The organism is Lentzea rhizosphaerae, from assembly GCF_042649515.1.
In the GTDB taxonomy this organism is placed as follows: Bacteria; Actinomycetota; Actinomycetes; order Mycobacteriales; family Pseudonocardiaceae; genus Lentzea; species Lentzea aerocolonigenes.
The window spans coordinates 488,439-500,553 of sequence record NZ_JBHRZI010000011.1 but is presented as its reverse complement, the minus strand read 5'-3'; the positions used below and the strand labels follow the sequence as shown (position 1 = coordinate 500,553).

Below are 12,115 nucleotides of genomic sequence, written 5' to 3'. Positions count from 1 at the left end.
CGTCAGGAGTGGCCGAGCTCCTTCTCCTCCTCGATGGACCGGCCACGACCGCGGACGTTCTCCTCGGGGAACACCCACGTCTTGTACCCGTACCAGCGGAAGGCCATCGCGATCAGCGTGCCGATGATCTGCGCGCTCAGGAAGTCCGAGATCTCCTCGGTGAGCCGCGACACGTGCGGCTCCTGCAGGTGGAACAGGTACCGCGCGATGTACAGCGGCGCCGAGTTCAGCACGATGCCGATGCCGTTGACCAGGAAGAACAGCGCCGCCTCGTGATGCCGTTCGCGGCCGCCGCGGGTGCGGAACGACCACTCCCGGTTGAGGACGTACGACACGATCGTCGCGACCAGGGTCGCGATGATCTTCGCCGTCACCGGGTTGTTGGGCAGGACGACCGTCTTGATCCCGAAGAACAGGACCGTGTCGATCACGAAGCAGGTGCCCCCGACCAGGGCGAACTTGACCAGTTCACGATGCTTCAGCGCGATCGACCGGATCGGCTCCGGAAACCGGGAGACCACTGTTTCGGCTAGGGACACGCGACGAGTCTACGGAGATCGGGTGAACGCGGCGGTCCGGACGAGCGCCGGCGTCGGGAAACACCCAGCGTCGCATCGCCCAGAACTTGAAGCCGGTGGCGAGCAGCATGCCGATGATCGAGCCCGACACGAAGTCCGCGATCTCCTCGGTCATGACCGAGACGAACGGCGCCTGGAGGCCGAACAGGTGCCGCGACAGCCACAGCGGAACGATGTTGATCGCCACGCCCAGGCCGCTGACCAGGAAGAACAGTGCGGCCTCGTGGTGGCGCTCGCGGCCGCCGCGGGTGTGGAACGACCACTCGCGGGACAGCACGTACGAGGCGATGATCGCCACCAGCACGCCGATGACCTTGGCCGTGACGACCTTGTCGGTCAGCACCGTGAGCTTGAGCGCGTACCAGACGCCGTTGTCGATGAGGAACGTTGTGCCGCCGACCACTGCGAACCGGATGATCTCGCGGTGCTTGTGCAGCAGGAACTGGAGTGGTTCTGGCAACCGGCTCATGGCGCGGCGTACGACTGGCAGCACCGCGCCAGCTTACGGATCAAGATAACGGCGCTTGCCTCCGGGTGTTACTTTTCGCAACTCAGAGGTGCTTGACCTGCACGTTCAGTGACGAAGAAAGATCAACTTTTGATCAACTCCGCGCCGGCTCGCAGGGCCACCCCAGCAGATCCGGGATCAACGGCGGACGCAGGCCGGGCCACGGCTGGCACGGTTCGGAGGTCGGCGGCGGAGTCGTCGGCACCGGCGTCGACGGTGGGACCGTCTGCGTCGGCACGGTGGTCGACGGCGGGAGCACCGGCGGCAGCGTCGGCAGCGTCGGCGTCGGCACGGTCGGGGTCGGCACCGCGGGCGTGCCGGGCTTCGTCGGCTCGATCGGCTTCACCGGCGGCGTCGTGGTCGTCGTCGGCGGCACCGTCGTCGTGGTGGGGTTCGGCGGTTTCACCGGGTCGACGACCGGCGGGTGGTCCGGGTGCAGCTTCACCGGCACGGTCACGGTCTTCGTCGCGTTGCCCAGCGTGGCCGTGACGGTGATCGTTCCGCCCCGGTGCGGCAGCCCGAACGCCCACACGGCCATCCGGAACTTGCCGCCCTTGTCCAGGTCGGTGACGCAGTGGATCGTGTTCTTGTCCGTTCGCGAGCACTCGCGGCACGGCGTGAACACCACGATGTTCTCCGACGACGACACGTCCAGCTTCAACGTGCCGCCGCGCGGGCCCTTGTTGCGCACCTGCACGTCGACGCGCGGGTCCCAGTAGATCTCGTGCCACGTCGAGACGGTGAGCTCGATGTCGTCGTTGATCGGCGGCACGTCGACGGCGACGCTGACGTTGACCGAGATCGACGCCCCCGCGCTGATCGTGCCGGTGATCGTGCCCGGCTGGGCGTCGGGAGTCGCCTGGAGCCGGAAGAGGAACGTCGCCTGCCCGCCGGGTGCGATGCCCTGCGGTGTCGAGCAGGTGATCGTGCCGCCGCCCGCCGGGCAGTTCACCGTCTGGTCGGCCGATCCGTCGGGCTGCAGCAGACGCGCGGCGAACGACGCCGGCCCGCCGGTCGACAGCACACCCGGCGGCAGGTTCAGCGACATGCTCGCGGGCGGGGCCGCGGAGCCGCCGGTGTTCCGGACGGTGATCGGGAAGTCCTTGGGCGCCTCGCCGGGCGTGAGCGTGAACCCGCTCGGCGTGGTCGGCGTGAGCGACGGCGGCGCGGGCGTCGGCGGCGGAGCCGGGGAGGGAGCGGGTGGCGCGGGTGCCGGTGAAGGCGGCGACGGGCTCGGGCTCGGGGTCGGGCTCGGCGAGGGGACCGTCGGTGGCGGCGTCGGAGCCGGCGGAGGTGGCTGCGGCGAGGGCGGCTTCGGCTGGACCTGCGTGACCGCTGGAGGCGGTTCGACGGCCTGCACTGCCGGCGTTTGCTGGTCGCTGCCGCCCGCAGTCAGCGCGATCACCACGGCCGCGGCCACGGCGGCGGCAGAACCACCGACGGTGACGAGCTGCCGGGGAATCGAGGCACCGACCGCGCCCGCACCACCGGCGGCCGCTCCGGCACCGACGACGGCCGTGGTCGTACCGGCCGCCACCAGGTAGGTCGTGGCGCCCACACCCAGTACCAGCGGGGCGACGAAGATCCGCAGCGCGCCGTTGACGTCCGCGAGCTCCGCGGCCAGCGCCCGGCACCGCCCGCACTCGTCGAGGTGCGTCTCGACCTGGGTCGCCTCGCGCTTGGACAGACCCGCGCGCGTCCAGGCCCCGAGCCGGTCGACGGTCGCACGGCACCGTTCCGCCTCGGTGTCGGCCAGGTGCATCTGCAGGTACTGCTGCTTGAGACCCTCACGGGCACGGTAGGCGAGCGCGGACACGCCGTTGGCCGTCAACCCGAGCAGCGGGGCGACCTCGGCGGGCGACTGACCCTCGATCTCGGTGTGCCAGAGAACCATCTGCCAGCGCTCCGGCAACGCGGCGAACGCGCGGGCGGCCATGGACCGCTCCAGTCCGGCCACCGCGGTGTCGCTGAACGCCACGGGAGGCGCGACGTCGGTCATGTCCTCGGTGAGGTCGACCTTCTTGTCACGCCGGGTCTTGTCGTACGCGGTGTGCCGCAACGCAGTGAGCAGGTACGCGCGAAACGCGGAGTCGGGCCCGCGCCCGGCACGCAGCGTGTCCAGGACCTTCGCGAACGCCTCGGACACGAGGTCGTCGGCCTCGGCCTGCGAACGGGCCAACTGGCGGGCGAGGTTGTAGGCCGCCGAGACGTGCCGTTCGTACAACTGGCCGTAGGCGTCGATGGTCCCTCCGCGCACGGACTCGATCAGTTCCGCGTCGCTGGGCCCCTGGACGTCTGCAGGAACGGTCGCCAAGTCTCGTGTCCCTCCTCGCGGCGCTCAGTGTGACGTACGACGCCGCACAGAGTCATCTCAATCCGTTACCTAAGTGAGTGACAGTGAGTCCGCACTCTTCAGGCAGTCGTCGCCTTGCGGCGGCGGCGTTGGCCCGCACTGAGCGGCGCGGGTCTTCCCGTGGCGATACCCGTTGCCCACGCGATGTGGGTCTGACATGGGTTTCCATCGGGCATGTTTGACGTCCCGGCGCAACTCGCCGTGGACGTGCCGCCTGCTGTCTCATCGGCGAGTGCGGCGAGATTGCGTGCGGCGTTGAGGTCGCGATCGAGCGTGAAACCGCACTCGTCGCAGCGGTACACGCGGACGCGCAGCGGCAGTTTGGCTTTCACCGCGCCGCAGTCCGAGCAGGTCTTCGAGGACGGAAACCAGCGATCCGCGACGACCAGCCGGACACCGGCCCAGGCCGCCTTGTAGCCGATCTGCCGCCGCAGTTCGCCCATGCCGACGCCGGCGATGTGGCGGGCCAGGCGGCGGTTGCGCATCATGCCGGACACGTTGAGGTCTTCCAGCACGATCGTGCCGAACCTGCGGACCAGGCGGGTGGTGAGCTTGTGCAGCCCGTCCCGGCGCGCGTTCGCGACCCGCGCGTGCAGTCGCGCGATACGGGCCTGGATCTTGCGCCACCGCTTCGACGGGGTCCGCCCGGTGCGTCTGTCGGGGCCGGTCCGGCGGGCGGCCTGGCGTTGCAGTCGGCGCAACTCCCGCTGTGCGACTTCCAGGTGCTTCGGGTTCGGTACGACCTCACCTGTCGACAGCACCGCGAGCGATTTGATTCCGAGGTCCACGCCTGCAACCGCGTCAGGAGGCGGGGGTACCGGATCGGGGCGGGTGATCTCCACCGAGAACGCGCAGAACCACCGTCCGGCCAGGTGGGACACGGTGGCGGACCGGATGCGGGCCGTGCCGCGCTCCACATGACGGGCGAGCTTGCGGGTGGACTCGCAGGTCCGCACCGCGCCGATCCGTGGCAGCTTCACACGCCGCCGATCCGACTCGACCAGGCCGAGTGCGCCGGTGGTGAACCGGCACGACACCGTGCCGCGTCTGCCCTTGAACCGCGGGAACCGCGTCACCGGGCCGCGCCGGTCGCCGGCGCGAGAGCTTCGCCAGTTCGTCAACGCCGTGGCGAGGTTGGCCAGTCCTGACGAGTACGCCTCCTTGGAGTTCTCGCGCCACCACGGCGCTACCTGGTGCTTCGCCTGGTTCCAGTCCCTGCGCAGGCCGTACGCCGACCACGACACCGCTGGAGTGAGCTGACCGTCGGGGATGTCGTAGGTCTGCTCGGCGGCACGCTGGTTCATGTTCGCCTTGATCCGCGCCAAGCCCCAGTTGAACGCGTACCGCTGCCCACCACAATGCGACCGCAGGGCATCTTGCTGCACCGCGGTCGGATCGAGCGCGAACTTGTACGCCTGGATCATCACGACCATCTCGCCGTGACCGTAGCGAGCGGCACCGACAGTTCAGGCTCGTCGCCCACCTCTCATCCGGCGTTTTCGAATCGCGTCATGAACCGTTGGCGAGTGCGTTTCCCACCTGGAATCGGAGAGCTGAAGGGAGACCGGGTGGGTGTCGCACAAGCGGAACGCCTGCTGAAGTCGAGGTGGCGGACCGCCACCATGGCTGCCGGCTGGGCGTTCCCCGCAGACTGGCCGCTCGCCGAGGTCGACGAGGTGTGCGCGGCGATGCTGGAGAACACCGACCCCGGCGACGCGCTGGTCCGGCTGGGCCGCGCTCGTGCCGAGGCGGGTGCCGGCCTCAGCGAGACGCTGCTGGACCTGGCCGCGCTGCACGCGGTGCTGACCGACGCGTCGCACATCGTGTCGCCGAACGTCGATGCGCTCCCTTCCCGGATGGTGCGCATGACAGCGCTGGGATGGGCGGACGTGGTGACGAAGCAGGCCGGCGACTGCGCGGCCGAGGATCCTCTGACCGGGTTGGCGACAGCCGCTTACCTGCGGACACGGCTGGGCGAGGTGTACCGGGAGACGCCCGTGGCGCCGCTCGACTACGCCCTCGTGCTGCTGCGCCTCGACGTGCACCGGGCGTCCGGGTGGTCGCGCGTCGTCGCGATGACGCTCGTGTCCGACGCGTTGCGGACGGTCTTCGACGGCGGCGAGACTCTGGCGAGCCTGGGCCCCTGTGTGGCCGCGGTCCTGGTGCGTCGCGACGAAACCCTCGCACGCCGCGTCTCCAACCTGCGCGTCCTGGCGGCAGACCGCCTGGCGGACGACCCCAACGTCCGGCCGACCGGCCCCGCGAAGGTCTGGACCGAACGCCTCCCCGACACGCACGCCGAGGCGTGCGCACTCCTCACCTCGCTCGGGCGCTGACTCCCCTGTCCCGCGCCCGACCGCTCCCCGTTCCCCACCGCACGCGGGGACCTTTCGTGCACCACGAGAGTACGAAAGCTCCCCGCGTACTTCTCCCCTCCCGCGCCCGCCCCCTCTGTTCCCCGGCCGCACGCGGGGACCTTTCGTGCGCCAGGAGTGAACGAAAGCTCCCCGCGTGCACTTCCGCACGCCCGCGAAAGTGTTCTATTGTCTTAGTTCAGTAGAACAATCTGGGGAGTGTGTGTGGTCGAGTTCCACGTCGACCGCGGCAGTGGTTTTCCGGCGTACCTGCAGCTCGGTCAGCAGGTCAGGGAGGCCCTGAGGCTCGGCTGGTTGCAGCCGGGCGATCGGCTGCCGACGGTCCGCGACGTCGTCGCGACCAGCGGGGTGAACGCGAACACCGTGCTGAAGGCCTACCGCGAGCTCGAGCTCGCGGGGCTCGTCGAGGCGCGCCAGGGCTCCGGCACGTTCGTCAAGGCCTCCTTGGGGTCCGCCGTCCCCGAGGACCTGGACCCGCTGCGCGCCAAGCTCGCCGCGTGGATCGCCGAAGCACGCTCCGCCGGGTTGGAGGACGAGGACATCTTCGCGCTGCTGCGCGAAGGGCTGAGTGGGGGAGCGCAATGAGCGTGGTCGCGGCCGAAGTGTCGAAGTGGGCGGTGCGAGACGTCTCCTTCGAACTGCCGCCGGGCAGCGTCACGGCCCTGGTCGGCGCCAACGGCTCCGGCAAGTCGACGCTGCTGAACGTGCTGGCCGGGCACCTGCCACCGCGGTCGGGACACACGTCGATCGCCGGTCGCGTGGCGTACGTGCCCCAGCACAAGCCGATGTACAAGAACTTCGAGGTGCCGGACGTCCTGGAGTTCGGCCGCCGCATGAACACCATCTGGGACCACAAGCGCGCCGACGACTGGCTCACCAGGTTCAAGGTGCCGCGCAAGCTCCAGGTCGGCGACCTGTCCGGTGGCCAGCGCACGCACGTGACGCTCGCGCTGGCCCTGGGATCCCGTCCCGACGTTCTGCTGCTGGACGAGCCGATGTCCGAACTGGACCCGCTCGCGCGCAGGAAGGTCATGCGGGAGCTGCTGACCGAGGTCAGCGACAACGGGATGACGCTGATCTTCTCCACGCACGTCGTCGCGGAGATCGGTGGCGTCGCGGACCGGTTGCTGCTGCTCTCCGGCGGACGGCTGCTGGTGGACGGCGACACCGACGAGCTGCTGGAAGAGCACGTTCTCTACACGGGTCCGCGTGATCCGGAACCGCCCGTGGAAGGACCCGTGGTGCTGGCGAAGCACAGTCAGTCGCAGTCGCAGTTCCTGGTGCGTTCCGGCGGTACGCAGGTCGACGAACCGTGGACCGCGCGGTACGTGACGCTGGAGGAGCTGGTCGTGGCGCACCTGGAGCGTGTGGCGTGAGCGCGTTCGTCTGGCTGACCTGGCGTCAGCACCGCTGGATGATCATCGGTACCTCGGTCCTCGCGCTGGTCGCGGCGTTCGTCCTCGTCTCGACGGAGGGCGGGCCGGTGGGCTCGATGCTGTTGGCGGGCTTCTACGGGCTCGCCGTGCAGGTCGCGTTCGGCGGTGTGATCGGCGTGTTCTGGGGTGCCCCGCTGATCGCCCGTGAGCTCGAGGAGCGCACCTACTTCGTGGCGTGGGGCCAGGACGTCACACCAGTGCAGTGGGTGCGCGGCAAGGTTCTGCTGCTCGGGGCGCTGGCCCTGGTGCTGGGCGGGGTGATCGGGTTCGGCGGCGGTTTCATCAGCAGGCAGCGGTCGTGGGCGGGGTTCGAGGGGAGCCCGGTCGTGCAGGCCGGCTACGCGATCTTCGGCTTCGCGCTCGGCCTGCTCATCGGCCTGCTGTCCCGGCACGTGGTGACGGCGATGGCGGCGACGCTGGTGGCCTACGTCGTCGTCCGCGCGGTGGTGGCCGCGTTCGTGCGCGACCACTACCTGCCGGCGAGGCGCGAGATCGCCCGCTGGGAGGACACCCCGGACGTGCCTGGAGCCTCGACGGATCTCGGTGGCGGGTTCATCGGGCCGGATCTCGACCCGGTGGACGTGACCGAGCAGTGCGCGGAGATGCCCAACGTCGGTACCTGCATGCGCAGCTCGAAGGCCGCCATCGGCACGTACGTCGACTACCAGCCGATCGGGCGGCTCGGGCTCTTCCAGTTCATGGAGTTCGGGTTGTTCGCGCTGATGGCCGCCGCGCTGTTCGCCGTCACCTTCCGGCTTCTCCGGCGCGGCGGAGGGTGGAAGCCGTCGCGCTCCCACCGTCGCATCAGGACCGAACCCGCGCCTGATCCCGCGCCTGATTCCGCTCCGGCACCCGTTCAGAGCACGCCGGACACCGCCGCTGCCCACGCCGAGGGATAGCGCGGGCGGAACCCGAGCACCTGTTGCGCGTGGGCGACGTGCTCGCCGCGACGCCGCGGGCCGAGCTGGTGTTCGGCGACGTCGTCGGCAGGAACCTGCTCAGGAGGTTCTTCCTGGGCGACGAGCTGATGGCGAGTCCGTTGTTCGCCCGGCTGTGGGCGGAGCACGAGGTGGCGGTGCGCCGCTCGGCCCGCAAGCGGCTGCGGCACCCGGTGGCGGGCCTGCCGGAGTTCGACTGCGAGGTGCTCGGCGCACCCGAGCGCGACCAGCGACTCGTGATCCACGTCGCACCCGAGGGCAGTGTCACCGCGCGGCGGCTGGCTCTGCTCGTGAGCGCCGGAGAAGCCGCAGGTAGGATGCCTGAACCGTGGACTCCCGTACCCGTCTCCCCGTCGTCGGAATGATCGGCGGCGGGCAGCTCGCCCGCATGACGCACCAGGCCGCGATCCCGCTCGGTCAGTCGCTGCGCGTGCTCGCCGTCTCCGAGAACGACCCCGCCGCACTCGTCGCGCGGGACGTGGTGCTCGGCAAGCACACCGACCTGGACGCGTTGCGCGCGTTCGCGAAGGGCTGCGAGGTCGTCACGTTCGACCACGAGCACGTGCCGTCCGAGCACCTGCGCGCGCTGGTGGCCGAGGGCGTGAAGGTGCACCCCGGTCCGGACGCGCTGCAGTACGCGCAGGACAAGCTGAAGATGCGCGTGCGCCTGGCGGAGCTGGGCCTGCCGGTGCCGCCGTTCGCCGAGGTGCACGACGTCCGCGACGTGCTCCGCTTCGGCGCCGAGCACGGCTGGCCGTGCGTCCTGAAGGCGATCCGCGGCGGGTACGACGGCCGCGGCGTGTGGATGCTGAACCAGCCGCACAGCGCCGAGCTGGTCGTGCCGGAGCTGCTGGAGGCCGGGACGCCGCTGATGGTCGAGCAGTGCGTGCCGATGCGCCGCGAGCTGGCGGCCGTGGTGGCGCGCTCGCCGTTCGGCCAGGGCGCGGCGTGGCCGGTCGTCGAGACCGTGCAGTCCGAGGGCATCTGCGTCGAGGTCCTCGCGCCCGCTCCGGGGCTGGACGGTGCCGCGGCCCAGGAGCTGGCCCTGAAGGTCGCCGACGCGCTGGGCGTGGTGGGCGTGCTGGCCGTGGAGCTGTTCGAGACGGCGGACGGCGTGGTCGTCAACGAGCTCGCGATGCGTCCGCACAACTCGGGCCACTGGTCGATCGAGGGCGCGCGCACGTCCCAGTTCGAGCAGCACCTGCGGGCCGTCCTGGACTACCCGCTGGGCCGCACCGACCTGATGGCGCCGGCCGTGGTGATGGCGAACGTGCTGGGTGCGTCCGAGCCGCCGGCGATGGGCCCGGACGAGCGCGTGCACCACCTGTTCGCCCGCTTCCCGGACGCGCACGTGCACCTCTACGGCAAGGAGGAACGGCCGGGCCGCAAGGTCGGGCACGTGACGTTCCTCGGCAACGACATGGCTTCGGTGCGTGAGCGCGCTCGCTTGGCCGCGGACTTCCTGTCCACCGGCGTTTGGTCAGACGGATACGACATTCACGGGAGCTCGGAGTGACGGTTCAGGTTGGCGTGATCATGGGCAGCGACTCGGACTGGCCGGTGATGAAGGCCGCCACCGAGGCGCTCGCCGAGTTCGACGTCTCGTTCGAGGTGAGCGTCGTCTCCGCGCACCGCACCCCGCAGCGCATGCTCGACTACGCGACCTCGGCCGCCTCGCGCGGTCTGCGAGTGATCATCGCGGGCGCGGGCGGCGCGGCCCACCTGCCCGGCATGGTCGCCTCCGCCACCGTGCTCCCGGTCATCGGCGTGCCGGTGCCGCTGAAGTACCTCGACGGCATGGACTCGTTGCTCTCCATCGTGCAGATGCCCGCGGGCGTCCCGGTGGCGACCGTCTCAGTGGGTGGCGCCCGCAACGCCGGTCTCCTGGCCGTCCGGATGCTGGCTTCCTGCGACCCGGCGCTGCAGGAACGCATGGCCCGTTTCCAGGCGGAACTCGAGCAGCTCGTACTAGACAAGGACGCGGCGCTGCAGAAGTCCCTCTGAGTGCTCAACAGCACAGCGGCGCCCGTGGTAAACGGGCGCTAACATCGTGCTGAGTACTCGCTACCGGGAGGTAACAAGGTGAACCCGAGCTTCGGCACCTACCAGCTCGCCGAGGAGCACGAGGCGCTGCGAGAGGCCGTCCGCTCGCTCGCCGAGAAGGAGATCAAGCCGTTCGCGGCCGAGGTCGACGAGAACGAGCGCTTCCCGGTCGAGGCGCACAACGCCCTGGTCAAGTCCGGCTTCGCGGCCGTGCACGTGCCAGAGGAGTACGACGGCCAGGGCGCGGACTCCGTGGCCACCTGCATCGTGATCGAGGAGATCGCCCGCGTCTGCGGCTCGTCGTCCCTGATCCCCGCGGTGAACAAGCTCGGCACCATGCCGATCCTGCTCTCGGCCTCGGAAGAGCTGAAGCAGCTCGTCATGCCGTCCATCGCCTCAGGCGAGGCCATGGCCTCCTACGCCCTGTCCGAGCGCGAGGCGGGCTCCGACACCGCCTCGATGCGCACGCGGGCTCAGCTGGACGGTGACAACTGGGTGCTCAACGGCACCAAGTGCTGGATCACCAACGCCGGCGAGTCCACCTGGTACACGGTCATGGCCGTGACGGACCCCAACGCCGCCAAGAAGTCGGCCGGCATCTCGGCGTTCGTCGTGCACAAGGACGACCCCGGCTTCTCGGTGGGCCCGAAGGAGCGCAAGCTCGGCATCAAGGGCTCACCGACCCGCGAGATCTACTTCGAGAACTGCACGATCCCCGCCTCGCGGATCATCGGCGAGCCCGGCACAGGCCTGAAGACGGCCCTCCGGACGCTGGACCACACCCGTCCGACGATCGGCGCGCAGGCCGTGGGCATCGCTCAGGGTGCCCTGGACGCCGCGGTCGAGTACGTCAAGGACCGCAAGCAGTTCGGAAAGTCCATTTCGGACTTCCAGGGCGTGCAGTTCATGCTCGCCGACATGGCGATGAAGATCGAGGCGGCCCGGCACATGGTGTACGTGGCGGCCGCGAAGGCCGAGCGCGGCGAGCCGAACATCGGCTTCATCACCGCTGCCGCCAAGTGCTTCGCGTCCGACGTGGCCATGGAGGTCACCACGGATGCGGTGCAGCTGTTCGGTGGCGCGGGGTACACGCGTGACTTCCCGGTGGAGCGGATGATGCGGGACGCGAAGATCACGCAGATCTACGAGGGCACGAACCAGATCCAGCGCGTCGTGATGTCGCGCGCCGTGCTCAACGGCTGAGTCCTCCAGTCATCGTCCCGCTCAACTCTTCGAGCGGGACGATGACGCAGCCGCGCAGTTCACGGATCAGTGCGGAGGCGAGAACCCGTCGAACCGCAGGATCGTCGTATGCGAAATTCCCCGCAGTGACTGCTGCCGGAGCCAACACGCTCTGCCGGAAGATCGTGCCGCGCACGCCCGCGACCGGGCATTCCTTCACGCGAACGGTCACGGCTCCGCGCCGCAACGCTGGGCACAGCTGCAGTGCAACCGAAACGCACGGCAGGCATACCGGCGGCTCCACCGACGCCATTCCCTCCGGCCAGTGCGGCCAGTCGTCGCGATAGTCCCGGTGCAACCACAGGACACCGTCCTCGTTCTGGTCGGCGGGTCCGCCGCAGACCTGGCACAGCAACAGTTCCATCGCACGCCGCTGCCTCTGCGGATGCACTCTGGCGAACTCAGGCCGTCCAACCCGATGGCGCAGTGCGGTTTGGCGCCACAGGACACCATGCCGATCGCGATCGCTCAACAGTTCGCTGGCGTACCCGATGCTGCGGTCAGGCCGCTCCACCAGCGCGCACGGCAGATCTTGCTCGCCACTCCACGCGGTGATGTACGGCGCGATGCTGCTAGACATGATGGCCTCTTCTGTACAGAACTTGGTTCACCTAGTGAAGCGCAGTTCTATACAGAAGTGCA

Annotated in this window: 13 protein-coding genes; 8 read left to right on the top strand and 5 right to left on the bottom strand. The window is 69.6% G+C overall.

Annotated features, from left to right (window positions below; all coding sequences use genetic code 11):
- Positions 1–2: 2 nt before the first annotated feature.
- The 4 genes from ACFOWZ_RS09735 to tnpB form a co-directional block, all read right to left on the bottom strand.
- Positions 3–539, bottom strand: a complete 537-nt coding sequence (locus ACFOWZ_RS09735; protein ID WP_382371284.1) for a GtrA family protein — start codon at positions 537–539, stop codon at positions 3–5.
- Positions 469–1,068, bottom strand: a complete 600-nt coding sequence (locus tag ACFOWZ_RS09730; RefSeq protein ID WP_382372623.1) for a GtrA family protein — start codon at positions 1,066–1,068, stop codon at positions 469–471. Before ACFOWZ_RS09730 ends, ACFOWZ_RS09735 begins: the two co-directional genes overlap by 71 nt.
- Before the next feature lie 112 nt (positions 1,069–1,180).
- On the bottom strand, positions 1,181–3,400 hold the full coding sequence (locus ACFOWZ_RS09725) for a sigma-70 family RNA polymerase sigma factor (RefSeq protein WP_382371282.1): 2,220 nt from the start codon (positions 3,398–3,400) through the stop codon (positions 1,181–1,183).
- Positions 3,401–3,498: 98 nt separating this feature from the next.
- Complete coding sequence (tnpB, locus tag ACFOWZ_RS09720) at positions 3,499–4,872, bottom strand: IS607 family element RNA-guided endonuclease TnpB (RefSeq protein WP_382371280.1); 1,374 nt, start codon at positions 4,870–4,872, stop codon at positions 3,499–3,501.
- Between the two features lie 135 nt (positions 4,873–5,007).
- Between tnpB and ACFOWZ_RS09715 the strand changes: the two genes are divergently transcribed.
- The 8 genes from ACFOWZ_RS09715 (at position 5,008) to ACFOWZ_RS09680 (ending at position 11,434) form a co-directional block, all read left to right on the top strand.
- Positions 5,008–5,775, top strand: coding sequence for a GGDEF domain-containing protein (locus ACFOWZ_RS09715; RefSeq protein WP_382371278.1), 768 nt, complete (start codon positions 5,008–5,010; stop codon positions 5,773–5,775).
- Positions 5,776–6,018: 243 nt separating this feature from the next.
- Positions 6,019–6,399, top strand: coding sequence for a GntR family transcriptional regulator (locus tag ACFOWZ_RS09710; protein WP_382371276.1), 381 nt, complete (start codon positions 6,019–6,021; stop codon positions 6,397–6,399).
- Positions 6,396–7,190, top strand: a complete 795-nt coding sequence (locus tag ACFOWZ_RS09705) for an ATP-binding cassette domain-containing protein (RefSeq protein ID WP_030473349.1) — start codon at positions 6,396–6,398, stop codon at positions 7,188–7,190. Before ACFOWZ_RS09710 ends, ACFOWZ_RS09705 begins: the two co-directional genes overlap by 4 nt.
- Complete coding sequence (locus ACFOWZ_RS09700) at positions 7,187–8,149, top strand: hypothetical protein (RefSeq protein ID WP_382371274.1); 963 nt, start codon at positions 7,187–7,189, stop codon at positions 8,147–8,149. Before ACFOWZ_RS09705 ends, ACFOWZ_RS09700 begins: the two co-directional genes overlap by 4 nt.
- A gap of 29 nt (positions 8,150–8,178) precedes the next feature.
- Positions 8,179–8,553 carry an MmyB family transcriptional regulator gene (locus ACFOWZ_RS09695; RefSeq protein ID WP_382371272.1) on the top strand — a complete coding sequence of 125 codons (375 nt, stop codon included), beginning with the start codon at positions 8,179–8,181 and terminating at the stop codon, positions 8,551–8,553.
- Positions 8,517–9,704, top strand: coding sequence for a 5-(carboxyamino)imidazole ribonucleotide synthase (locus ACFOWZ_RS09690; RefSeq protein ID WP_382371270.1), 1,188 nt, complete (start codon positions 8,517–8,519; stop codon positions 9,702–9,704). The genes ACFOWZ_RS09695 and ACFOWZ_RS09690 overlap by 37 nt, the downstream gene beginning before the upstream one ends.
- A complete protein-coding gene (gene purE / locus ACFOWZ_RS09685; protein WP_382371268.1) occupies positions 9,701–10,192 on the top strand; it encodes a 5-(carboxyamino)imidazole ribonucleotide mutase in 492 nt (163 codons plus the stop codon). Before ACFOWZ_RS09690 ends, purE begins: the two co-directional genes overlap by 4 nt.
- A gap of 78 nt (positions 10,193–10,270) precedes the next feature.
- Positions 10,271–11,434: an acyl-CoA dehydrogenase gene (locus tag ACFOWZ_RS09680; protein WP_382371266.1), complete on the top strand. Its 1,164-nt coding sequence runs from the start codon at positions 10,271–10,273 to the stop codon at positions 11,432–11,434.
- Here ACFOWZ_RS09680 and ACFOWZ_RS09675 read toward each other — a convergent pair.
- A complete protein-coding gene (locus ACFOWZ_RS09675) occupies positions 11,424–12,053 on the bottom strand; it encodes a hypothetical protein (protein WP_382371264.1) in 630 nt (209 codons plus the stop codon). The genes ACFOWZ_RS09680 and ACFOWZ_RS09675 overlap by 11 nt on opposite strands.
- Positions 12,054–12,115 lie beyond the last annotated feature (62 nt).